A 21,686-nucleotide genomic window follows, 5' to 3' on the forward strand; every position below is an offset into this window, starting at 1 on the left:
GTTTTACCACTGCTTGAACATATCCTGCCAGAAGGCAAGGACGTCATTGTCAGAGCCATCCCCCATAGCACCGGCAATCAACGAATCCTGCGTCTTGTTGAGTCGGTATAGTGTCCGCGAACCGCTTCGCTGTTTATCTGCTGCCGTCCAGATACCATGTTTCGCTCCTATCGGAAGAACGTCCGTTCGAAGCTTACGGTTCTCTAGATCCTCTTCGGAGAAATAAATTGATCTAGATGCAAGCCTAACGACTCGTTCGACATTTTCAAGAACTCGACGCTCGCGTTGGTCCAGTGAGCGTAGTGGCTGGCTGCCGGTATCTAGCAAACCAAGGTTTTCCAGAAATTGCTTATCTTGAGCAGCTCTGTAGAGAACGAACTCATTGCCATCCCTACGCACTCGCATACCGATGATCTCTTCTCCTAATCTAAGTCCTTGAAATCTAACGTTGGTGTTGTCATCGACCAGTGGCAGGCGGAAAGTGCAGTCCTCAAAGGTGGTTTGATCTGCGCACATCCCGGTCATATCCACTTCGTCAAACTTGCAGGCCAAAAATATCAGTCCATTTGCACGCACGCCGGATAAATCAGTTCCGGAAAATACTGCGTGCGATACCGTTAGCGGTCTGATACTCTCCGGCGAATGCTTCAGCGCGCCTCCGATGAGAGAGCCGCGGTTCGTATTAATTAAATCTGAAGCAGCTGACTCGCCAGGGGGGGACGACAAAATACTTAAATAACGACCAAGTTCTTCGTCATCCTTCAAGAGCCAAGCGCACTGGCGCGCTAGCGTGGCCGGTAAAACTGTCCGGCTCAGCAGGCGGGCCAACTCTTTCGGAGACCCTGCGAGCACTGTGTTTTTAAAGTAGTTTCCAAGGAAGAAACTAAAGTAAATTTCATGGCGAAACGAAAGCTTTCGAGCGCCTTCACCGAGCTCGATAACGGCGTTACTAGAGAGTTTCCCAAGCAGCGCTCTGGCCTTGCTCTTATCAATTCCCAAGTGTTCTAGAGTCATGTCTGCTAGGAGCACGAGCGTCTCGTCATCGAGCGTTCTTGTCTCCTGCCACCACATCTCTTCCGCCACGGCGGCGAAGAGTTGCTCAAACTGGCGTTCGTCGAGAATTTGATCTCCCTGTGCTCCCAACAGCTTTTCTTTTATCTCGCGCTGAACAAGTGCTCGGATGGCGGCTTCTACAATGGAGCCATTGGTTCTAGAGGTTGTTCCCTGTTCCTTAAGTAAGCTGGCATACGCAGCTGTGAGAAGCGGACTAGAAAGAATTTCGTCCGCCCCTGCACCGATGTGTCGTTGGGCCATCGCGTAAAGATCGACCTCGCGTACATCGTCAGGATCACTGAGTAGGTACTTCGCTGCACCCAGCTTCTGCAGTAGCTGCTGTGTAGCTTCTCGGTCCCACGGCAGAAGATGAATGTTATGGATAACGATGTTGACAGAAGTCGAAGCGCCTGAAAGGCGCGCGGCCGCTCGGCTCAAAGCTGACTGCTGATAGAAGGTTGATCGCGCCGAAGTGACTACTGTCCCTTGGCCCTCCAAGCGGAAAAGGAACGCCTCAAGAGAGGCGAACGCCTCCGCATATCCGCCGGAACCGAGTAATTCGTCGAAGCCATCAATTACGGGAACGACCAGCCCAAGACGGGTTAAGACGGCCAGTGACTGATAGCGAAAATTGGAATTTAAGTCGTCAAGAATCAGTGCAACAGCCTCGTCCAGCCTAGATAACGCACGTCCCTGTGCATCTATGTAAAGGTAAAGGAAGTCGCCTCTCCCGCTCGCAAAATCGGCGGCTTGTTTTTGAGTAAGGTCTATCAGGCTGGTGCTCTTCCCATCACCCGCACGACCTTGCAAGAAGACGAGGGACGTGCGCTGGGCGTCTGCACCCGCTATTTCCCTAAGTGCCTGTTCGAACGTAGTGACAGATCCCTCGTCCTCAACGCGCACCTTTGCCGGAATGATCTCAGTGGGGTAATTGCTCTTCAGAATCGCCAGACTTCGCTCTATTTCCTCAGCGAGCCATGCTAAGGCTCCCATCTCCTCTGAGGCAAAGAAATCGGGGTACGTAAATTCCTCACCATTGAACGCGACACGTTCCGGAACATCGCCGCTGCCGAGTTCGAGCACCTTGAGCACGCAGACTTTGCGCCTCCAAGTCCATCGAAACTCATCGCCGTTGCACTCGATTTGCGTCCGAGAGTCCGCGAATGCTACGAGGTCCCGACGAACTCGGTCTTCGACATTTGGCGTCATACTAGAGGTCATGGATATCAACTCCTTCCAATTGCAGCATTCGGTCATACCTCCCGACGCGTGAAGAATAGTTCAATCGGGCCAGCGCCATTGTGCATTTCCGATTGCTCTGAAACAGCAGTCCGGGGAGGAGGTCTTCATCTGCCGATAAGATGACAACCTGATCATAAAGGCCGGATGAACCAGCGATCACTGCATCTGCGACCAACAACGTATCGACGAGCTTTTGACCGCGCCGGCTCGCCACATCGCGAAGGAGCCCGGGGCAGTCGGATTCTGGGCACTTACCGCGAATCCAGCATTTAAGCGTCTGCACGGCTGGGCACCGATCGCTCCCTGTGGCTCTCATACACGTCGCCAAATCGCTGACTTTTCCCTCTGGGCGATTCCAGGCCTCCGTGCGGAGCGTCGCTTCAAAACGCATTTCCCCGCGAAAAAGCGGCGCGTACGCGATATTGAAATTCAAGCGCTGCCCGCTGAGTTGTCGGGGGTGCGCTGAGATGCATTGGACTACCATGTTATGCAGGTCCGTCGGGTCACCCGAAACCGACTCAAACCAGCCGCCATAAAAGCGAAAACTAAATTCGGCCCGCATGCCGGGTTTGCGGAGTTTGGAAACCACGCCGCCGACCATCTCATCGAATACATCCCTGTAATCGGCCAAGCTGGGATTGCCTCGGCCCATTGCACGCTCCAAACGATCGTTTCGGCAGTTGTCGAAATCAACCAATACAGTAATGTGTCCCATTGTTGACGACGCTCTTTCTCGTATTGTGTGGCATTGCCGAGGTACGGCTTCACCAACTTTTGATTATGCGCTGACCCAACGCGGTATGCCCTGCCTTTTGTAGAAAGAATCTTACCGCAACTGGCGCCGTTTTCCGGGAGCGCTCTCCGCCTTGATACCCCCAAGAACGCGGCCGCCGTTCATCTTCGCTTAAGGAGCTTTTTCTAAGCTTCTCGAAGGTCGCTGTGTCAAACTCGAGTTCCATCGAAGCGAAGAGTGTGTTCACTGTTCGACGAGCGAGGGCAACGAGCGGCTCCTGATTGCGCAATCTAACAGACCGCCGTCCAGAGTCCGGCTTGTGAAAGGAATGGAGGTTCGCTCCCGACATGACGCCAGTCGGCATCATTGAGGCGACACACATAATTGTCTAGAGATCAGGCGGCTTGACTGAAATGAAGGAAGCATGCACTGGACTCCAGATGAGCCCATCCAAGCTAGTAATCCATCTTGAGCGGACGATGGAGCGCCTACCACTCGACAGCTCTTGAGTTCCAGATATTGTGATCGCTGCCTTCAAATGACCGGCTGAATACGGGCCGAACTGGCACTCATCTGGGTTGAGGAAGGGCTTCCAGCAACGAGAAAATTGCCGCCCTCCTCCTTGCGACCCCCCACTAGAAGGCGTTCCTCGGCGTTCAGACATCGTTCGTTCGCCATAGCAATGCATTGGACAAAACGTGGGCATCTGCCTTAACTTGCGAGGTTGGCGCGAACGGGAAACTATGAAGGCGCGGAAACGGAGATAGCACCGGAACGTCCGCTTCGGGGAAGCGCGAAGGACCGCTCTGGGTCGTCAGCGGGCGTCCACGCGTAGTTCGCAAATTTCCAAGTTGGGTGAAAACTCACTCGCAAAATTCCGTCGTCGATGACACGCCAGTTCCAGAGTGGATGATGCGATCTGTGTAAGTCGTTGATCTATAAGGAGGCGTGGTTCCAAATTGACCGGACATCGACACGAGGGCCGTCGAAATTCACCTGACTTAGGGCTTCGGTCAGCCGGCTCGGGATTGGGGAATTTCAGCTATACGAGCATTGGCGCGGGCTCTGGCCCTATTTCGCTCCCGAAGGCCCATTTCGTGATGTGCAGGACGCCGGGGGATTGCTAAAGAGGTGCCGTCTTTCCAGATCTGAGACTTCCTCTCTGCTGCCACGGCGCCGTAAGTACCGACCATTGCACCCCTCCATCTCTCGAACTCAAATAGGGTGTTGGGTGACTGGCTGAATCCGCAATCGCTATAAATTGGGGGGTTACCCCCAACTACTGGTCATATTCAAAGAGGAAGAAAGTCGTGTTGGATTGGAGGAGGACCTAGCCATGCGTCCTTACCGTAATCAGGATTGCGCGGCCGGGTTGATGTTCGCCGCTTTCGGAGCGGGCTTCGCCTGGAAAGCTTTGAGCTACCCGCTGGGAACCGCCGGCCGGATGGGGCCCGGTTACCTTCCGTTCTGGCTGGGTGTCATGTTGGTCCTGCTGGGGGCGGCCATCCTGATCAGGTCGTTCTTCAAGAATGTTCATGAGAGACGCATCCCAGCATTCAACTGGGGAATCTTGATCTTGGCGCTTGGGCCGTGGGTGCTAAGCAAGGCGTTTCAAACTCTGTTCGATCCCAGTCTTGTCTCTTCCTTTCCATTCAAATTGGGACCTCCGGAATTCTTTTCGTGGCTGGTGCTTAATCTGACGTGTGCAGCGGCGTTGGCTCGCGGATCGTTGCTCAAGGCGATAGCGATGGTGGTTCTGGGACTGTTGTTGGGTCTGGTGGGCACCGACGTCAGTTCCGGTGTGGTGCGCTTCGCCTTCGGCATTGACGCCTTGCAACACGGTATCCCTCCGGCCAGCGTGTTGCTGGGCGCGCTGGGAATCGGCCTGTGGGCCAAGCTGCCGCGCTCGCGTTATCGCACGGTGTTCTTGGGCGCCGTGCTGGTTGCCGCGATCGGCATCTACTGGCGGCTGAATTTCGATACGTTCTTCATTTGTGCCACAGCCGCATTCGGTGCCGCCGGTTATCTGTGGAATAGGCTCAATTGCGTAAGCGCCCCGTTGTTTTTCGGTTTGGTATATGGCCCGCTTGTGGAAGAAAACTTCCGCCGATCGCTGCTGTTGTCGCGCGGGGATTTTTCCAGTTTTGCCTTGCGGCCGCTGTCCGCCACGTCGCTGGCGCTGAGCATGGCGATCTGCGCGGCATCGCTATTCATGTGGAAGAAACGATCGATGCGACTGGCAAGTGCCTGACTATCCGCGGTGCTCCTTATCGCGCCCGCTGCGGCCGGTTTCGGCGATGAAACGATCCTATAGTGGTCGGCTTGGCGTTGGAGAATGCCGCGACCAAGGATGTCTTGAGTCGAGAATCCTGATGCCGTCGGCCAGGCGCGAAGTGGTGGCACAGCGAGTGCAAGCCAAGCTCCCAGCACGCGCGCTCGGCGCGTATGAACCTGAATGGTTGTCTTCGAATGAAGAGCTTTGAGTTCGAGGGGGGACGATGAATCAGGTAGCGGTGGTGAGTGGTGGCCGATCTGAGCGTATCGAACGAGGTTGAGCGCGTACGGCACGCGTCCGCACGCGGGCCCAGAGCTTGGAGGGAAACGTTAGTCATCTTGGGCCAGTCGTTTCGATAATTTTTGGGCCTGTTTCACCAATACCCCGGTGGGGTAACTTAGCGTCATGAGATGGGTCGCGGCCGAAGGCGATAGGCGACCCGGGGCGCGCCGGCCGCGACGCTACTCATCACCAACGACAGGAACGAACTGAGATGACCCGCTTGAATTGGCAAGAGATCGCACCTGACGGCGCGAAGGCACTTTTCGGTATACACCATTACGTCACGAAGAAGACGGACCTTCCGGAGGAACTCGTGCATCTCGTGTTCCTACGCGTTTCGCAAATCAACGGCTGCGCCCACTGCATCGACATGCATAGCCGCGATCTCAGGAAAACCATGTCGATCGACAAGATCACGTTGGTACCGGTGTGGGACGAGGTGCCTCATTTATTCTCTGACCAGGAGCGCGCCGCGCTGGCTTGGGCAGAGGAGGTGACTCGCGTCAGCGAAACGCATGCCTCCGATGAGGCGTATGCCGCCGTCTCGGCACAATTCACCCCTAAAGACCTGGTCGACCTCACGATCACGATCGCCGCAATGAACGCCTTCAACCGATTGGGAGCGCCATTTCGGCTTCCCGTCGCCGCCAAGCCGTGATCTGGCTCGAACGTGCACCCGCATCTATGAGACGACAGGTTTACGTTTAGCTGGTAGACGCGACTCAACACTCGCGGCAAGTTCAATACATGACCTGAAGCAATACCTCGACGCGCCTCTGGATTCGTACCGGTGAAATTCAGGCGCGGCATCCGCTGCCGTGATTCGCTGGTTAAAGCTGGAAGAAGCATGAGTCCAGGGCCTCTGAAATAGAGTTGGACGAACAGAGTTGGATGCTCAATACACGGTGCCCCGTGGCCTCATTGCCATCAGTTCGCCTGGCGGCGCAATGCGCGATGACTGAAAGCAGACCGCCCAGGAAGTTGACGTATCATGCGATTCGCCCGCTTCTGGCTACCATCGCTCATGAAATTTGCTTCGTCCGCCCTCGGCGCGATCCTCTCCCTGTCTGCCTTGGTCGCGGTCCCCGCCCAGGCGGCGGTCCTGTGCACCGTGGTGGCCGACGCCGCCGACGGCCGTATCGTGTTCCAACAAGGCACGCAACAGGCCTGCGCCACGCGCTACACGCCGGCCTCGACCTTCAAGCTGGCCATCGCCCTGATGGGCGCGGACGCCGGCGTCCTGAAAGGCCCGCACGAGCCGGTCTGGAATTACCAGTCCGGTTATCCGGACTGGGGCGGAGATGCCTGGCGCCAGCCCACGGATCCGGCGCGCTGGATCAAGTATTCGGTGGTTTGGTATTCGCAGCGGACCGCCAAGGCGTTGGGGCAGGAGCGGTTCCAGCGCTATACCTCCGCGTTCCACTACGGTAACGAAGACGTCTCGGGCGAACCGGGAAAGCACAACGGCACCGACGGTGCGTGGATCATCTCGTCGCTGCGCATCTCGCCGTTGGAACAGCTGGCATTCCTGCGCAAGGTGGTCAACCGGCAATTGCCGGTCAAGGCCGCGGCATACGACCTGGCCGAGAACCTGTTCGAGATCGGCGAAGCCGGAGGCTGGCGTCTGTATGGCAAGACCGGCACCGGCTCGCCCGGCAGCAACGGCGTCTACACGCCGGCCAATGCCTACGGCTGGTTTGTCGGTTGGGCGCGCAAGGACGGCCGCCAGTTGGTGTTCGCCCGTCTGGTGCAGGACGAGCAGGCTACCAAGCCCAACGCCGGCCTGCGCGCCCGCGATGACCTGATGCGCGACTGGCCCGCCATGGCCGACGCGCCCCGCGAGTAAGCTGGCGCCCGCCATGAGCGCCGCGACACGCGATGATGGCATCGACATGCTGCGCGGACTGTCGATCGGGCTAGTGCTGTTGCATCACTTCAATATCGCCTATCCGCTGCGCGATACGGCGCTGGCCGGCTTTGCGGGCTGGCCACTGCTGCAGGCCATCGCGCGCAACGGCAATTACGGCGTGACGATCTTCTTCGTCATCTCAGGGTTTCTGATCACCCGCAACGCGCTCGAGCGCTGGGGCCGGCTGGATGCGATCCGGCCGATTCCGTTCTGGGTGTTGCGGCTGGCGCGGATCCTGCCCACGTTGGCGCTGACGCTAGTGGCCGTCGACGCGCTGGCGCTGGGCGGCCTGCCGCTGTTCGGTAACCGCGCGGGCAGCGCGGTATCGCTCTGGACCGCCAACGCCGCCGCGCTCGGCGCCTGGATGAATGTGCTGGTCATCCGCGAAGGATGGATCAACTATGTCTTGGGCGTGATGTGGTCGCTGTCAGTAGAGATGGCCTTCTACCTGCTGTTTCCGCTGACTTGCGGGCTGCTGCGGCGCGAGGCGTGGCTGTCGGCGCTGGCTGCGCTGCTGATCGTGGTTGGCCCGCTCTACCGGCTTGCGAATCAGGGTAATGGCGAGGCCTGGCTTTATGGCTATCTCGCCTGCTTCGACGCGATCGCCATCGGCTGCTGCGCCGCGGTGCTGTCGCAACGACAGGCGTGGCCGGCGTTGCGGCGCCCTATCGTCCGGCCGTTCGCAGGCGTCGCCATGGCTGCGCTCTACCTGGCGTGGCCAATCAGCCAGAGCAACGTCCTCGGCGTCAGTGCGATGGCGCTGGGATCGGCACTGCTGTTGCTTGGTCGGCCCGCGGTGACCCCGTCTTCGCCCAGCGTGGCCTGGCGCCTGCTAAGGCGCTGCGGGCGCGACTGCTACGAGATCTACCTACTGCATCTGCTCGTGCTGGGCCTGCTGCGCACTTGCATGCCGCCCACACATTACCAGGGCGGTACCAGGCTCGGCTTGCTGCTGGCTTATTTTGTTGGCTCGACCCTGCTGGGCGCGCTGGTGTCGCACAGTTATTCCACGCCGCTTAACCGCTATCTGCGGCAATCGCTGGGCTTGACGCGAGTTGTCCGTGAGATCCCCAGGCAATTTCGTTAAACAGAAGCGGAACCTCGGGCGGGAAGGGAGCCATGACATGGATCGGATGGCCCGGGTAGCAGCATGCGGCCCCACCCGGCTTCAGCCGCCGTCCGTCCTCGGTTCCGCCACCCGCGACGCCTCCATCAGCCACTGCCGGAAAGCCTGCAGCGTAGGCAGATAGGATTTGGTCTCGGGATAGCACAGGTAATACCCTTGCCGGGCGCGGATCTGCAGATCGATGACGGGCGCCAGCTTGCCGTCGCGCAATTCGTCTTCGATCAGGCAGCGCGGGATCAGGGCGATGCCGAAGCCCGCCGCCGCGGCCTGCGAAAGCAGGTTGTATTGATCGAAGCGGGCGCCTTCGCGCGCGCGGCGGATGTCGCAGCCGGCCTGGGCAAACCAGTCGGTCCAGCCCTCCAGCGCCGAGGTGTGATGCATCAGCGGATGCTTGAGCAATTCCTCCGGGGTCGCGCAGGGTTGCGGGAAAAGCTTGGGGCTGCCCACCGGCACGACGTCGCGGCCGACGATATAGTCTGCCCCGCTACCCGGCCATACCCCCTCGCCGAAGCGCACGGCGGCGTCCAGTTCCGGCGTCGAAAAGTCATAGCCCTGGCGGTGCGGCAGAAATTCGACATGGATATCGGGCCGCAGGCGCATGAAACCAGCCAGGCGTGGAATTAGCCAGCGCGCGCCGAAGGTCGGCATGCTGGTCAGGTGCAGCATGCCGCCCTGGCCTTTGTGCGAAATCAGTTCCAGCGTTGCCGCCTCGATCTGCCCCAGCCCCACCTGGATCTTGGCCAGATAAGCCTGTCCCGCTTCGGTCAGCACCAATCCATGCCGGAGTCGCAGGAATAGCTCGACGCCGACGAATTGCTCCAATTGCTTGACCTGCTTGCTCACCGCGCCTTGCGTGACGGACAGCTCTTGGGCGGCCCGCGTGAAGCTGCCATGGCGGGCGGCCATTTCGAAAGCCTGCAGATCAGTCAGGGAAGGGCAGAGGCGGCGCATGAAAATAGGGATTGGAAAGGGCGGGATCGGCTGGATGGGAGGCCGTGAGGCGTGGTCGGCCCCGATCCGGCCGGCTTGTGCCTTGCTAACGCGAGCGGGCGGCGCCGCGGCGGTCCAGGCTGCGGCAAGGATCAGCAGATGCCGTCAGGTATGAAATATTTTCATAGCATACGGAGAATTCTTCGTTTGCACAATTTGTTGCGGAAGCCAAGAATCGCCGGGCTTGCATAACCCCACTGCATTTAAAACACTTCCACAAGGGATCCCCATGCTCTTCAAGCAACGCATCCTCGGCCTGACCGCCGTCGCCGTCATGGCCGCCGTGCCCGTCCTGGCCCATGCCGACGACGCTTACCCCAGCAAGCCCATCCGCCTGATCGTGCCGTTCCCGCCCGGCGGTACCACCGACATCATCGGCCGCCTGTTCGCCGACAAGCTGGGCCGTGAACTGGGCCAGACCGTGGTCGTCGAGAACCGCGGCGGCGCCGGCGGCTCCATCGGCAGCGCGGCCATCGCCAACAGCGCGCCGGACGGCTACACGCTCGGCATCGCCACCGCCAGCACCCACGGCATCAACCCGGCCGTGTACGCCAAGTTGCCGTTCGACGCCGAAAAGGACTTCACGCCCATTACCAATCTGGCGGCCGTGCCGAACATCATGGCCATCAATCCCAAGCTCGGCGCCAAGAACATGGCCGAGTTCATCAAGCTGGCCAAGAGCGAGCCGGGCAAGCTGACGTACGCCTCGGCCGGCAACGGTTCGGTTTCGCACATGATGGGCGAGCTGTTCAAGATGGCCTCGGGCACCAACCTGGTCCACGTGCCGTACCGCGGCGTGGGTCCTGCGTTGAACGACGTGCTGGCCGGCCAGGTCGATGTCATGTATGACAACCTGCCTTCGACGCTGCCGCACGTGCTGTCCCACCGCCTGATCGCCATGGCCGTGGCCGCGCCCCAGCGCGTCAAGGCCCTGCCGGATGTACCGACGTTCGCCGAAGTCGGCCTGCCCGCCGTCAACGACGCGGCGTGGTTCGGCCTGGTGGGCCCGGCCAAGCTGCCCAAGGCCGTGGTCGACAAACTGAATGCCGCCGTCGCCAAGGTCGAAGGCGAGGAAGACGTGAAGGCCCGCCTGGAGGCGCTGGGCGCCGCGCCGGCCAACAACACGCCGGAAGCTTTCGCCAAGCAGATCGACGCCGAGATCGCCAAGAACAAGCGTGTGGCTGCTGAAGCCCACGTCAAGGTCGACTGACCGTAGCAACGGGCCGGGCGATACATCCCCCGGCCCGTTTTCTCGAATCCGAACTGTTCTCCCTATGCTGAAAACCCAGCCGCTTTCCTACCGCCTTTACGCGCCGGACAATTACCCGGCCGCTCCCGTCTCCTCCCCGCTGGTCCTCGATTCGCCCCACAGCGGCACCACCTATCCCCCCGACTTCGCGCCCGCCATCGATTTCGGTGCGTTGCGCACCGCGGAGGACACCTGGATCGACGATCTGTGGAGCGGGGCGCTGGAGCTCGGCGTGCCCATGGTGGCGGCGTCTTTCCCGCGCGCCTATATCGACGCCAACCGCGCGGCCGACGAAATCGATGCGCTCTTGCTGGACGGGGCCTGGGATGGTCCGCTGAACGAGACGGGCAAGGTCAAGCTGGGCAAGGGGCTGATCTGGCGCATGCTGGATGACGGCACCCCGCTGTACAACCGCAAGCTGAGCGTGGCGGAAGTCCACCACCGGATCGATGCCTGCTGGAAGCCTTACCACCAGGCCGTGGGCCAACTGCTGGATGCCGCCCATCAGCGCTTCGGCAAGGTGTGGCACATCAACTGCCATTCCATGCCCAGCGTGGCCGGCGCCTACGCAACGGACAAGCCGGGGCTGGTCCATCCCGACTTCGTGCTGGGCGATCGCGACGGCAGCACCAGCGCACGGGAATTCCGCCAGTTCGTGGCGGCCTGGCTGCGCGAAAAGGGTTACGACGTGACCGAGAACGATCCCTACAAGGGCGTCGAGCTGGTGCGCGCTTTCGGCAATCCCGCCGCGGGCCGGCACAGCCTGCAGATCGAAGTCAATCGCAAGCTCTACATGGACGAGGTCACCCTGCGTCCGCATGAGGGTTATGCGCGTCTGCAGGCTGACCTGCGCGGCTTGAGCGAGGCCCTGGTGGCCTGGATGCGCGGCCAGATCGCCTGATCTGGCGCCTATCGCCCGGGGCGTGAGGGAACCGCTGGCGCGGGCTGCAGAATCAGCGCGGCGGAAATGGGGAAGTAGGTCCGCCTTCTCTGCGGGCCGCCTGTCTTCCCAAACTCCCCCAGGTTCCGGAACTGCGCCCGCTGGTCGAGCGTCACAAGTCGTCCCGTGCCATCGCCATGGGATGGCATGGGCCTAGAAGGCCCGCTTCAAAACCTTCTCCATGGCGCATTTTCCCGGCGAGGATTGGCCCGTCGCGCTGAATGTTTCCCTCACGGATAAATCCACCCGGCTGATCTGGTACGCCGGCCCGTTCCCGTACCGCTCATAAACGAAACTTACGGTTGACGCCGAAAAAGTGGCCGGGAGACGGTAAACAAAATTCGAGCCCGAGTCTTCGAACGTGACGAACTGGTTCTGTTCATCGATGGTCACCTTGAAGGGATACTTCCGGGTCGGCCTGTCGACTATGCACTCCAGATATACCGGCGCTGCCGGGGCCTGCGCGGCGACAAACATATTCATCTCCTGATGGTTTTTCGATCCAGGTCCTGGATCGGAGCTTGCAAGAGGCAATGACGCTCACCGTTGATGCAGCCGGCAATTCCAGCCAGCCGCGTAGAAATAGACGATTTAAGCAGCGCGATGTTAGCCCGAATTGGCCTGCCTGCCCGGCGCCAGTACTGCGCCGGGATAAGGTGGGGCCGGCAAGAATCATCGGGTACCTGCCGAAGCAGCCGCCCTAGTGGGAGCCAGATCCCATACCCGGGTATTCCCCGGATGGTGAAGTGTTCCAAAAACGGGAAAAATACCAACATTAGTACCCGGCCTGGCAGGTGCAGGCATCCCTTTGCGTTCACTTTCCGTCAGGAATTCTCATGGCCCAGATTCTGCAACGCCGGTCGCGCACCGGCCTCCTTGCCCGCTGCCTATCGGTGTTGGGACTTACCGTGATGGCCTCGGCGGCGGGTGTGCTGGCCCCGGGCCAGGCGCGCGCGGCGTTCCCCGACCGGCCCATTACCATCGTCGTGCCTTACCCGGTGGGCGGTGCCACCGATACGCTGGCGCGCAGCATCGGCCAGAAAATGTCCGAGACGCTGAAGCAATCGGTCATCGTGGAGAACCGCACCGGCGGCAGCGGCCTGATCGGCATGTCCGTCGTCTCGCACGCGACGCCTGACGGCTACACCATCCTGTTCGGCTGTACCACCGATTCCGCCATCTACAAGGCCGCCGCGCAGACGCCGCCGTCCGTGAACCTGCGCGACGATTTCGCGGCCGTTGCCGGCGTGGCGCTGGCTCCGCACATCCTGGTGGTGCCTAAGTCGTCGCCGGCGCAGAACCTGCAGGAACTTATCGCGCTGTTGAAGAAAGAGCCCGGCAAGCACAACTTCGCTTCGATCGGTATCGGTACGCTGTCGCATCTGGAAGGCGAACTGCTGATGCTGACCACCGGCGTGCAGATGACCCATGTGCCATATCGCGGCGGTTCGCAGGCATTGATGGACCTAATCGCCGGCAACTCCAGCCTGATGTTCCTGAGCGCGCCTGCCGCGGTGCCGCACATGAAGAGCGGCGCCGTGCGCGTGCTGGCCGTGGCAGCCGATAAGCGCCTGCCGATGCTGCCGGACGTGCCGACCATTTCCGAAGCGGGCGTGAAGAATTTCAGCGCCGAGAACCTGTTCGGTTTCTATGCGCCCAAGGCGACGCCGCCGGCAATCACGGAAACCTTGTCCAAGGCAATCTCCGACGCGCTGCAGCAGCCCGAGTTGAGGAAATTCCTGGAATCGCAGGGCCTGGATGTGCGCTACACCACGCCTGCCGCCTTCACCACGCAGACCGTCGAGAACTTCAAATCCTTTGACGCGATCGTCAAGCGGGCCAACATCAAGTTGGATTGACGCCGGATGCGACGCACGCGGCCCGTGCTTGTTCCGGGCCGCGAAATGCGAAACGGCGCCGGCAGCAATGCCGGCGCCGTTTTCGGCTGCAGCGGGCTCAGCCCGGAATCGTGCCTTCCGGCAGGTTCGCGCAATGATCGTAGATCGCGCCCGGCCGCGTGAACCAGATCTCGTTGCGGCGGGGATGGTCCACGATGTATTTCAGTGCACGCCGCAAGGCTCGCAGGCGATAAGGCTGGCCGCTGACCATCGTGTGCAACGCGATGCCGAACACCAGGGGCTGGGTGGCGCTCTGTTCCAGCATTTCCTCGAATTGGTCGATGATCATCTGGCCGAACTGGTCCGGCGTGTGCGCGCGCACCAGCATCTGCGGGGAATCGTTCAGTTCCAGCGGATACGGTACCGACATGATGCGGCCCGCGCGGGTCTTCATCCAGATAGGCTGGTCGTCCGCGGGCCAGTCCATCAGGAACTTGAAGCCGGTTTCCTGCAGCAGGTCGGGCGTATGGTGGCTGACCGACATCCACGGCGCCATCCAGCCGCGCACTTCCTGGCCGGTATGCTCCAGGATGGATGCCCGCACTTCGGCCAGGTAGCGGGCCTCGTCGGCTTCCCACATCAGGCCGTGCCGCTCCGCATTGGTGCGGCCGTGGCCGATGAACTCATCGCCGCGCGCCTTGATGGGGCCGATCAGTTCGGGGCAGTAGTGGAAGATCTCGGTGTTGCACAAGTGAGAGGCCGGCAGGCCCAGCTTGTCCAGCATGTCCAGGATGCGCCACACGCCGATGCGGTTGCCGTAGTCCGACCACGCGAATGCGCGCTGGTCGGGCGCGGGCAGCGGCACGGTCAGGTTGTGCGTCAAGCCGGTGCCGAATGCGAAGTGCTCGATGTTCAGGCCGATGTGCATGGCCAGGCGCTTGCCTTCCGGCCAGGAGTAGTCCTTGCGCGCACCGATGGCGCTGTATGAATAGCGGTTATGGTGGGGCAACAGCATGGGCGGTGTTTCCTTTGGAGGTGGCGGCGTGCCGCCTGAGCCTTGGGGTTTACGCTCAGCAGCGCGCGGTAGTGGATGTACCAAAAATAGATATAATTCCACAAATATAACACTCCGGCCGAACAGGAGATGTGCCATGAAGCCCGGTAAATTCGAGCACTACGAACCGACCTCGATCGATCAGGCGGTGATGATCCTGGCGGACGTGGCAGACCAGGACGGTCGCGTGCTGGCGGGCGGCCAGACGCTGGTGCCCGCGATGGCGCTGCGGCTGGCGCGGCCGGCCTTCCTGGTGGATATCAACCGCATCGAGGAACTGCGGCGGGCGGAAGTCCGCGACGGCGCGCTTGAAATCGGCGCCTGTGTGCGTCATGCCGCTTTCCACCAGCCGGTCGTGCCGGGCCCGCTGGGCCGGCTGCTGGCCCAGGTGGTGCGCCATATCGCCCACCTGCCCATCCGCACCCGTGGCACGTTCTGCGGCAGCATTGCCAACGCGGACCCCGCCTCGGAATGGTGCCTGGTGTCATCCACCCTGGACGCCGAATTCGTCGTGCGCAGCGTGGGGCGGGAACGCCGGATTCCGGCCGCGGAGTTCTTCCTGGGCTATATGGCTACCGCGCTGGAGCCGGCTGAACTGCTGGTGGCCGCGCGCCTGCCCCTGCTGGGCGAGGAAACCCGCTTCGGTTTCGAGGAATACAGCCGCCGCGCCGGCGATTTCGCGCAGGCGATGGCGCTGGCTGTATTCGAGCTGCATGACGGTGTCATGCGCAACGTGCGCATAGGCGTGGGCGGAGTCGAGGACAGGACGCGCCGGCTGGCGGCCGCCGAGGCCTGCCTTGAAGGCATCGCGCCGGACGCGCAGGAATTCCAGCGCGCGGCGGATGCCGCCGCGCAACAGGTACAGCCGTCGGACAGCGGCGCAGACGAGCAGGCGTACCGGCGCGACCTGGTGCGTGCCGTGGTGCGCCGCGCGCTGGACAAGGGGATGCAGCAATGAGTCAACGCGACGTGGTTCTTTCCATCAACGGTGTCGACTACCCCATACGGGTAGAGCCGCGCCGTACCCTGGTCGATGCCATTCGCGACGACTGCGGGCAGACTGGCACCCATGCCGGCTGCGAGCACGGCGTGTGCGGCGCCTGCACGGTCCTGGTGGACGGCGAGCCGGTGCGTTCATGCCTGATGTTCGCGGCGCAGGCCGAGGGGGCGCAGATCCGCACCGTGGAGGGGCTGGCGTGCGAGGGCCGCTTTCATCCGCTGCAGCAGGCCTTCATGGATCACCATGCGCTGCAATGCGGGTTCTGCACGCCGGGCTTCCTGATGCTTGCGACCGGCCTGCTCGAACGGCAGCCCGATATCAGCGACGAGGATCTGCTGGACGCGCTCTCGTCCAATCTGTGCCGCTGCACGGGATACAAGAACATACTCGCCGCCGTGCGTGCCGCGCGCGCAAGCATGGCGCAGGGGGCGGCGGCATGAGCGCCCACGCCGAATCCGAGGTCCGCCAGCAGCGCGCCGAAGGCGTGCAGGTCGTGGGGCAGTCCGTGACGCGGCTGGAGGATCCCCCATTGGTGCGCGGCGAGGCCTGCTTCGCCGGCGACGTGAATTTCCCGCGCCAGCTGCACATGCGGGTGGTGCGTTCGCAAGTGGCCCACGGCCGCATCCTATCCATCGATACCGCGGAAGCCCTGGCGCTCAAAGGCGTGACGTCCGTGTGGACCGGCGCGGACGTGGCGTCGATTCCGCCGATTCCGTTCCGAGCCACCAAGGTGACCGGGCTGGAGCCCTATTGCCAGCCCATCCTGGCGCAGGAGCGCGTGCGCTATGTGGGCGAGCCGGTGGCAGTGGTCTTTGCCGAGGACGCCTATCTGGCGGAAGACGCGGCCGAACTGGTGCTGGCCGACATCGAGGTGTTGCCGCCCGTCATGTTTGCCGACGCCGAGCCGGGCGAATTCCTGCCGGGCCTGAGCACCGAGCCGACCGTCATTCGCAAGGGCTATGGCGATGTGGCCGCGGCGTTCGCTGCCGCGCATGACGTCGTGGCGCTGGACCTGTCGGTGGGCCGGCATTCCGGCGTGCCGCTGGAGTGCCGCGGTGCCGTCGCGCGATACGACGCGGCGCGCGACGTGCTGGAGATGTACGGGGCGGCCAAGAAATCGCACTGGAATCGTGACGAAATGGCCAAAATGCTGGGCCGCAGCCCGTCCAGCTTCCATTTGTACGAAGGCCATGTCGGCGGCGGTTTCGGCGTGCGTGGCGAAATCTATCCGGAAGACGTGCTGGTATGCCTGGGCGCGTTGCGCCTGCGGCGGCCCGTGAAGTGGCAGGAGGATCGCCGCGAGAACCTGATGGCGACCAATCATTCGCGTGAGCAGCGCCACCTGGTGGAAGCAGCCATCGACGCGGACGGCCGCATCCTGGGCATCCGCAACAAGTTCTTCCATGCGCAGGGCGCCTACTCGCGCACGCATGGCGCGCGGGTGGCCGACATGTCGGCGGGGCTGCTGCTCGGACCCTACAGGGTGCCGGCCTACGAGGTGGCCGGCCACTTCCGCCTGGTTAACAAGACGCCCGCGGCCACCTACCGCTCGCCGGGCCGTTATGAAACCACGTTCGTGCGCGAGCGCCTGATGGATGCAATAGCGCGGCGCGTGGGCATCGACCCCGTGCAGGCGCGCCGCCGCAACCTGATCCGTGCCGATGAAATGCCCTATGCGCGGCCGTTGGATGCGCTGGGCACCGACGTCGTCCTGGATTCGGGCGACTACGACGGACTGATGGACAAGACTCTGGCGCGCCTCGATTGGGATCGTCTGCAGGCCGAACTGGCGCGCAGGCGCGCGGCCGGCGAGTACGTGGGACTGGGCCTGGCGATGTTCGTCGAGAAGTCCGGACTGGGCCCTTCCGATATGGTCCGGCTGACGGTGGACGTGACCGGCGCCGTCGAGCTCGTGACCGGAGCGGGCTCGGTCGGGCAGGGCATGGAGACTGTACTCGCTCAGATCTGCGCGCAGGAATTGGGCGTGGACTACCGCCGCGTGCGCGTGCATCACGGCCGTACCGACCTGATCGAGTTCGGCAACGGTGCGCATGCTTCTCGCGTGACGGTGATGTCGGGCTCGGCCACGCAGATTGCCGCGCGCAAGGTGCGCGCCAAGGCGCTGGGCGTGGCGGCCAGGATGCTGGACACCACGCCGGACGAGCTGGAAATCGTCGACGGCCAGGTGCGCCCGCGCGGCGGCGCGGGCGGGCCGGCGACGACCCTGGCGGACGTGGCGCGCTACCTGCATCCCTCGTCCCGCACCAGCGACGGCCATGAGCCCGGCCTGTCGGCCGAGGGCTGGTTCTACAGCGATCACATGAACTATCCCTACGGGGTGCATGCCGCGCAGGTGCGCGTGGACGGCGCTACCGGCCAGGTGGTCGTCGAGAAATACCTGGTGGCCTATGACGTGGGCCGCGCGGTAAACCCCATGCTGATCGACGGGCAGATCGTCGGCGGGCTGGCCCAGGGCCTGGGCGGCGCGCTGTTCGAGGAATTTACCTACGACGAGGCCGGCCAGCCCTTGTCGACCACCTTCGCCGACTACGTCATGGTCAGCGCGCACGAGATGCCCGACGTCGACGTGCTGATCACCGAGGACGCGCCCAGTCCGCTGAACCCGATGGGACTGAAAGGGGCGGGCGAGGGCGGCACGAACGGCGTGGGCGCGGCGGTTGCCGCGGCGGTCGACGATGCGCTGCAGGCGCCGGGTTTCGTTACCCGCCTGCCGATCAAGGCAATGCGGGTGCGGCAACTCCTGGCCAGCCGTGCACTGTAAAAGTTTTGGTAAAAATATTGATTTTGGTACTTGCCGGGTTAAACTATCCGGCAATTCCAGTCCGCGTCGCCGATGCCTGGCGGCGATACCGCCGCCGGACCAGGCATATCGACAGGGCAGGACAGACCCGCTGGAGGAGCATCAATGCAGTTCACCAACGAATTCGACGTTTCCCTGCCGCCTGCCCAGGCCTGGCCGGTGCTCATGGATATCGAGCGCATCGTGCCCTGCATGCCCGGCGCCGAATTGGTCGAGATCATCGACGAGAAAACCTTCAAGGGCAAAGTGGCGGTGAAGCTGGGCCCGGTCGCGCTGGTCTTCGTGTGCAACGCCGCGTTCGAAGAAGTGGACAACGATGCGCACAAGGCCCGCATCAAGGCGTCAGGGTCCGACTCCAAGGGCCGCGGCAACGCCAACACCGTTATCGAATTCCGCTTGCAGCCCAGCGCCAAGGGCTCGCGGGTCATCATCGACACCGATCTGACGCTGTCGGGTGCCGTGGCGCAGTACGGCCGCGGCGTCGGCATGATCCAGACCGTCGCCAACCAGATCATCTCGCAGTTCTCCAAAAACCTGGAGGCACAGATCTCGGCCGGCCGCGCGGAAGAGGCCGCCGCGCCCGCACCCGCGGCCGCCGCGCCTGCGCAGAATGGCGAGGCCCCCGCGGCGACCCCGACCCCGGCTCCGGCTGCGCGCCGCCCGCCGCCGCCGCCCGCCAAGCCGATCAGCGGTTTCTCGCTGATCCTGTCGTCGCTGTGGGCCATGGTGCGCGGCTGGTTCGGCGGTTCGCGGCAGTAAGCATCCGTCGGAAACCGCGCGCAAGGCCGTGTCGCGCGCGACGCCGCGCTGCCGGTGGGCGTCCGGCGAACGGACGAGAGCGTCAGCGAAGTAACAAAAAAGATAATTTTCCTGAATTTATGCTGTTGTTGCAGGGTAAACGCCTGCCTCCGGAGTTCTTCTTGACCAAGCCCCTGATCAACACCGTGCTGACCCTGCTGAGCGCCGAGCGGATGGCCGCGTTCTACCAGGCGGGTTTTTGGCGGGACGAGACCATTTACATGGCCGCGCGCCGCCACGCGCAGGCGCGCCCGCAGGCCTGCGCGGTGCGCGATCGTTCGCGCCGCCTGACCTACGCCGAACTTATCGCGGCCGCCGACAGGCTGGCAGCCAGCCTGCATGCCGCCGGCGTGCGCGCGGGCCAGCGCGTCGGCGTGTGGATGTCCAGCCGCGTCGAGACCGCGATTGCCTTGCTGGCATGTTCGCGCAACGCCTATGCGTGCTGCCCGTCGCTGCACCGCGACCACACGGCGCAAGATGTGCTGGCGCTGATGGAGAGCGTGGGGGCGGTGGCGTTTATCGGCGAGGCCGGCTACGGCGCGGACGCGGCGCGCAACGACATATTCGCGATGATCGGCCAGGTGCAAACCATGCGCCGCATCGTTCGCCTGGATGCAGTCGCCGGCGAGGGTATCGATGGATTCGATGCGGCCGTTCAGGCCGCGGGCCTGTCCACCGAGCAGGCCGCCGAGGCGGTGGATTACTCGACCGACCCGGATCGCCTGGTCTACCTGGCCTTCACGTCGGGCACCACCGGCGCACCCAAGGGCGTCATGCACAGCGACAATACGCTGCTGGCCAACGCGCGCGCCATTGCGCAGGACTGGAATTTCGGTCCCGCGTCCGTCATCTACACCATGAGCCCGCTCAGCCATAACCTGGGCCTGGGTGCGCTGATCAGCGCGCTGGCCACCGGCGGCGAACTGGTCGTGCACGACCTGCCGCGCGGCGGCAGCGTACTGGATCGCCTGCTGGAGACCGGCGCGACCTTCCTGTTCGGCGTGCCTACGCATGCCATCGACCTGCTGGCCGAATTGAAGGCACGCGGGTTGGAGAAAGTGGGGGCGCTGCAGGGATTTCGCATCTCGGGCGCTGCCGCGCCGCAGGAAGTGGTGGCCGACCTGCTGCGCTACGGCGTCACGCCGCAAAGCGGCTACGGCATGACCGAAGCATGTTCGCATCACTACACCCTGCCGGGCGACTCGCCGCGCCGCATTATCGAAACCTCGGGGCGCGCCTGCGCCAGCTATGAAGTAAAGATCTGGTCCGCGGACGATCCCGATGTCGAGCTGCCCATCGGCGAGACCGGACAGATCGGCGGGCGCGGCGCCAGCCTGATGCTGGGCTACTTCGACAACCAGAAGGCGACCGAGGCATCGTTCAACGCGCACGGCTGGTTCATGACGGGCGACATGGGCAGGCTGGACGCCGATGGTTACCTGGTCATTACCGGCCGCAAGAAAGACCTGATCATTCGTGGCGGCCACAACATTTATCCGGCCCGCATCGAAAACCTGGCCATGCAGCATCCGGCGGTGGCACGCGCCGCCGTCCTGCCCGTGCCCGATGCGCGGCTGGGCGAGAAAGTCTGCCTGGCCGTCACGTTGCGGCCCGGCTGCGAGGCCGGCGCGGACGATTTGCTGCAGCACCTGGATGCTTCGGGCCTGTCGCGCTACGACATGCCCGAGTACTACGTGCAACTGGACAACATCCCGCTGACGGCCAGCGGCAAGATTTTCAAGCGCGACCTGGTGGAGGACGTGAAGGCGGGCCGCATGCAGGTGCAGCCGGTACGTTGGCGGCCGCTGGAGAAACAGGCGTGATGAGCGGCCTGCCTTTCGGTGCCAAGGCCGATGATGCCGCCGCGCCCGGTCCGGCATCCGTCGTTACGCCCGCCGCGGACGGGGCAGCCGATGGCATCGCAGCGGCCGGCACCCTCGACAACGCCGCGCTGCTGCAGCGGCTGCGGCACGAACTCGCGCATCCGCCTTTCCATGCCCTGCTCAGGCCACAGGCCGTTGCCGTGGACGCCGGGACCGGCACCGTCGTCATCCGCCTGCCCTACGATCCGTCGTTGCGCGGCGCCGCCGGCATGGACTTCATCCATGGCGGCGTCATCGCGGCCTTGATCGACATGGCCGCGCATGCCGCGGTGGCCGTGCAGACCGGCCGCATGGCGCCAACCGTCGATTTGCGCATCGACTACCTGCGCCCCGCGCCCGGCGCGGACCTTATCGCGACCGCGCGCGTGCTCAGGCTCGGCCGCGCCATCGCGCGCGCCGACGTGGAAGTGGGCGGGGCCGGCACGCAACCCTACGCCGTGGGCCGCGGCACCTTCAGCACGCTGGCCCCCGGGGCCTGACCCGTACCGCAGCA

18 protein-coding genes are annotated in these 21,686 nt (G+C 63.0%); 13 read left to right on the forward strand and 5 right to left on the reverse strand.

Features of this window, described 5'->3' with window-relative positions; genetic code table 11:
- Positions 1-3: 3 nt before the first annotated feature.
- Together CAL28_RS03015 and CAL28_RS03020 are read right to left on the reverse strand one after the other, a co-directional pair.
- Complete coding sequence (locus CAL28_RS03015) at positions 4-2,145, reverse strand: hypothetical protein (RefSeq protein WP_141218131.1); 2,142 nt, start codon at positions 2,143-2,145, stop codon at positions 4-6.
- Positions 2,146-2,263: 118 nt separating this feature from the next.
- Complete coding sequence (locus CAL28_RS03020; protein WP_094839913.1) at positions 2,264-2,947, reverse strand: NYN domain-containing protein; 684 nt, start codon at positions 2,945-2,947, stop codon at positions 2,264-2,266.
- A 1,417-nt stretch (positions 2,948-4,364) separates the two neighbouring features.
- On the opposite strand from CAL28_RS03020, the gene CAL28_RS03025 reads away from it, so the two are divergent.
- The 4 genes from CAL28_RS03025 to CAL28_RS03040 all read left to right on the forward strand — a co-directional run bounded on the left by CAL28_RS03025 (position 4,365) and on the right by CAL28_RS03040 (position 8,581).
- Complete coding sequence (locus CAL28_RS03025; protein ID WP_094839914.1) at positions 4,365-5,279, forward strand: tripartite tricarboxylate transporter permease; 915 nt, start codon at positions 4,365-4,367, stop codon at positions 5,277-5,279.
- Between the two features lie 517 nt (positions 5,280-5,796).
- Positions 5,797-6,243, forward strand: a complete 447-nt coding sequence (locus CAL28_RS03030) for a carboxymuconolactone decarboxylase family protein (protein WP_094839915.1) — start codon at positions 5,797-5,799, stop codon at positions 6,241-6,243.
- 366 nt (positions 6,244-6,609) lie between these two features.
- Positions 6,610-7,431, forward strand: a complete 822-nt coding sequence (gene blaOXA, locus CAL28_RS03035; protein WP_094839916.1) for a class D beta-lactamase — start codon at positions 6,610-6,612, stop codon at positions 7,429-7,431.
- 13 nt (positions 7,432-7,444) lie between these two features.
- Entirely contained in the window at positions 7,445-8,581 is a 1,137-nt protein-coding gene (locus tag CAL28_RS03040; RefSeq protein ID WP_094839917.1) for an acyltransferase family protein, read from the forward strand.
- Positions 8,582-8,662: 81 nt separating this feature from the next.
- Here CAL28_RS03040 and CAL28_RS03045 read toward each other — a convergent pair whose 3' ends face one another.
- Positions 8,663-9,571: a LysR substrate-binding domain-containing protein gene (locus CAL28_RS03045; RefSeq protein ID WP_094839918.1), complete on the reverse strand. Its 909-nt coding sequence runs from the start codon at positions 9,569-9,571 to the stop codon at positions 8,663-8,665.
- Positions 9,572-9,839: 268 nt separating this feature from the next.
- Between CAL28_RS03045 and CAL28_RS03050 the strand changes: the two genes are divergently transcribed.
- Entirely contained in the window at positions 9,840-10,820 is a 981-nt protein-coding gene (locus CAL28_RS03050) for a tripartite tricarboxylate transporter substrate binding protein BugE (protein WP_094839919.1), read from the forward strand.
- Between the two features lie 64 nt (positions 10,821-10,884).
- On the forward strand, positions 10,885-11,760 hold the full coding sequence (locus CAL28_RS03055; protein ID WP_094839920.1) for an N-formylglutamate amidohydrolase: 876 nt from the start codon (positions 10,885-10,887) through the stop codon (positions 11,758-11,760).
- Between the two features lie 192 nt (positions 11,761-11,952).
- On the opposite strand, the gene CAL28_RS03060 is transcribed toward CAL28_RS03055, so the two are convergent.
- Positions 11,953-12,276 (reverse strand): hypothetical protein, encoded by a 324-nt coding sequence (locus CAL28_RS03060; RefSeq protein ID WP_094839921.1) that lies wholly within the window; start codon positions 12,274-12,276, stop codon positions 11,953-11,955.
- Between the two features lie 359 nt (positions 12,277-12,635).
- On the opposite strand from CAL28_RS03060, the gene CAL28_RS03065 reads away from it, so the two are divergent.
- Positions 12,636-13,658, forward strand: coding sequence for a Bug family tripartite tricarboxylate transporter substrate binding protein (locus CAL28_RS03065; protein WP_094839922.1), 1,023 nt, complete (start codon positions 12,636-12,638; stop codon positions 13,656-13,658).
- 97 nt (positions 13,659-13,755) lie between these two features.
- On the opposite strand, the gene CAL28_RS03070 is transcribed toward CAL28_RS03065, so the two are convergent.
- Complete coding sequence (locus CAL28_RS03070) at positions 13,756-14,652, reverse strand: polysaccharide deacetylase family protein (protein WP_217906525.1); 897 nt, start codon at positions 14,650-14,652, stop codon at positions 13,756-13,758.
- Between the two features lie 136 nt (positions 14,653-14,788).
- Between CAL28_RS03070 and CAL28_RS03075 the strand changes: the two genes are divergently transcribed.
- The 6 genes from CAL28_RS03075 (at position 14,789) to CAL28_RS03100 (ending at position 21,672) form a co-directional block, all read left to right on the forward strand.
- Positions 14,789-15,649 carry an FAD binding domain-containing protein gene (locus tag CAL28_RS03075; RefSeq protein WP_176463857.1) on the forward strand — a complete coding sequence of 287 codons (861 nt, stop codon included), beginning with the start codon at positions 14,789-14,791 and terminating at the stop codon, positions 15,647-15,649.
- On the forward strand, positions 15,646-16,131 hold the full coding sequence (locus CAL28_RS03080) for a (2Fe-2S)-binding protein (RefSeq protein WP_094839924.1): 486 nt from the start codon (positions 15,646-15,648) through the stop codon (positions 16,129-16,131). The genes CAL28_RS03075 and CAL28_RS03080 overlap by 4 nt, the downstream gene beginning before the upstream one ends.
- Entirely contained in the window at positions 16,128-18,473 is a 2,346-nt protein-coding gene (locus CAL28_RS03085) for a xanthine dehydrogenase family protein molybdopterin-binding subunit (RefSeq protein ID WP_094839925.1), read from the forward strand. The genes CAL28_RS03080 and CAL28_RS03085 overlap by 4 nt, the downstream gene beginning before the upstream one ends.
- A 144-nt stretch (positions 18,474-18,617) precedes the next feature.
- Positions 18,618-19,271 (forward strand): SRPBCC family protein, encoded by a 654-nt coding sequence (locus CAL28_RS03090; RefSeq protein WP_176463858.1) that lies wholly within the window; start codon positions 18,618-18,620, stop codon positions 19,269-19,271.
- Positions 19,272-19,432: 161 nt separating this feature from the next.
- Positions 19,433-21,133: a class I adenylate-forming enzyme family protein gene (locus CAL28_RS03095; protein ID WP_254925966.1), complete on the forward strand. Its 1,701-nt coding sequence runs from the start codon at positions 19,433-19,435 to the stop codon at positions 21,131-21,133.
- Complete coding sequence (locus CAL28_RS03100) at positions 21,133-21,672, forward strand: PaaI family thioesterase (RefSeq protein ID WP_094839927.1); 540 nt, start codon at positions 21,133-21,135, stop codon at positions 21,670-21,672. Before CAL28_RS03095 ends, CAL28_RS03100 begins: the two co-directional genes overlap by 1 nt.
- The last annotated feature ends 14 nt before the right edge of the window (positions 21,673-21,686 follow it).

Origin of the sequence: Bordetella genomosp. 11, assembly GCF_002261215.1 — a bacterium.
Lineage (GTDB): Bacteria > Pseudomonadota > Gammaproteobacteria > Burkholderiales > Burkholderiaceae_B > Bordetella_C.

Bases quoted from the DNA above. Each gene is read 5' to 3' on its own strand.
- CAL28_RS03070 (WP_217906525.1), bottom strand. From the start codon at position 14,652: ATGCTGTTGCCCCACCATAACCGCTATTCATACAGCGCCATCGGTGCG.
- blaOXA (WP_094839916.1), top strand. From the start codon at position 6,610: ATGAAATTTGCTTCGTCCGCCCTCGGCGCGATCCTCTCCCTGTCTGCC.
- CAL28_RS03060 (WP_094839921.1), bottom strand. From the start codon at position 12,276: ATGTTTGTCGCCGCGCAGGCCCCGGCAGCGCCGGTATATCTGGAGTGC.
- CAL28_RS03030 (WP_094839915.1), top strand. From the start codon at position 5,797: ATGACCCGCTTGAATTGGCAAGAGATCGCACCTGACGGCGCGAAGGCA.
- CAL28_RS03020 (WP_094839913.1), bottom strand. From the start codon at position 2,947: ATGGGCCGAGGCAATCCCAGCTTGGCCGATTACAGGGATGTATTCGAT.
- CAL28_RS03055 (WP_094839920.1), top strand. From the start codon at position 10,885: ATGCTGAAAACCCAGCCGCTTTCCTACCGCCTTTACGCGCCGGACAAT.
- CAL28_RS03065 (WP_094839922.1), top strand. From the start codon at position 12,636: ATGGCCCAGATTCTGCAACGCCGGTCGCGCACCGGCCTCCTTGCCCGC.
- CAL28_RS03090 (WP_176463858.1), top strand. From the start codon at position 18,618: ATGCAGTTCACCAACGAATTCGACGTTTCCCTGCCGCCTGCCCAGGCC.
- CAL28_RS03080 (WP_094839924.1), top strand. From the start codon at position 15,646: ATGAGTCAACGCGACGTGGTTCTTTCCATCAACGGTGTCGACTACCCC.
- CAL28_RS03025 (WP_094839914.1), top strand. From the start codon at position 4,365: ATGCGTCCTTACCGTAATCAGGATTGCGCGGCCGGGTTGATGTTCGCC.
- CAL28_RS03040 (WP_094839917.1), top strand. From the start codon at position 7,445: ATGAGCGCCGCGACACGCGATGATGGCATCGACATGCTGCGCGGACTG.
- CAL28_RS03075 (WP_176463857.1), top strand. From the start codon at position 14,789: ATGAAGCCCGGTAAATTCGAGCACTACGAACCGACCTCGATCGATCAG.
- CAL28_RS03050 (WP_094839919.1), top strand. From the start codon at position 9,840: ATGCTCTTCAAGCAACGCATCCTCGGCCTGACCGCCGTCGCCGTCATG.
- CAL28_RS03085 (WP_094839925.1), top strand. From the start codon at position 16,128: ATGAGCGCCCACGCCGAATCCGAGGTCCGCCAGCAGCGCGCCGAAGGC.
- CAL28_RS03100 (WP_094839927.1), top strand. From the start codon at position 21,133: ATGAGCGGCCTGCCTTTCGGTGCCAAGGCCGATGATGCCGCCGCGCCC.
- CAL28_RS03045 (WP_094839918.1), bottom strand. From the start codon at position 9,571: ATGCGCCGCCTCTGCCCTTCCCTGACTGATCTGCAGGCTTTCGAAATG.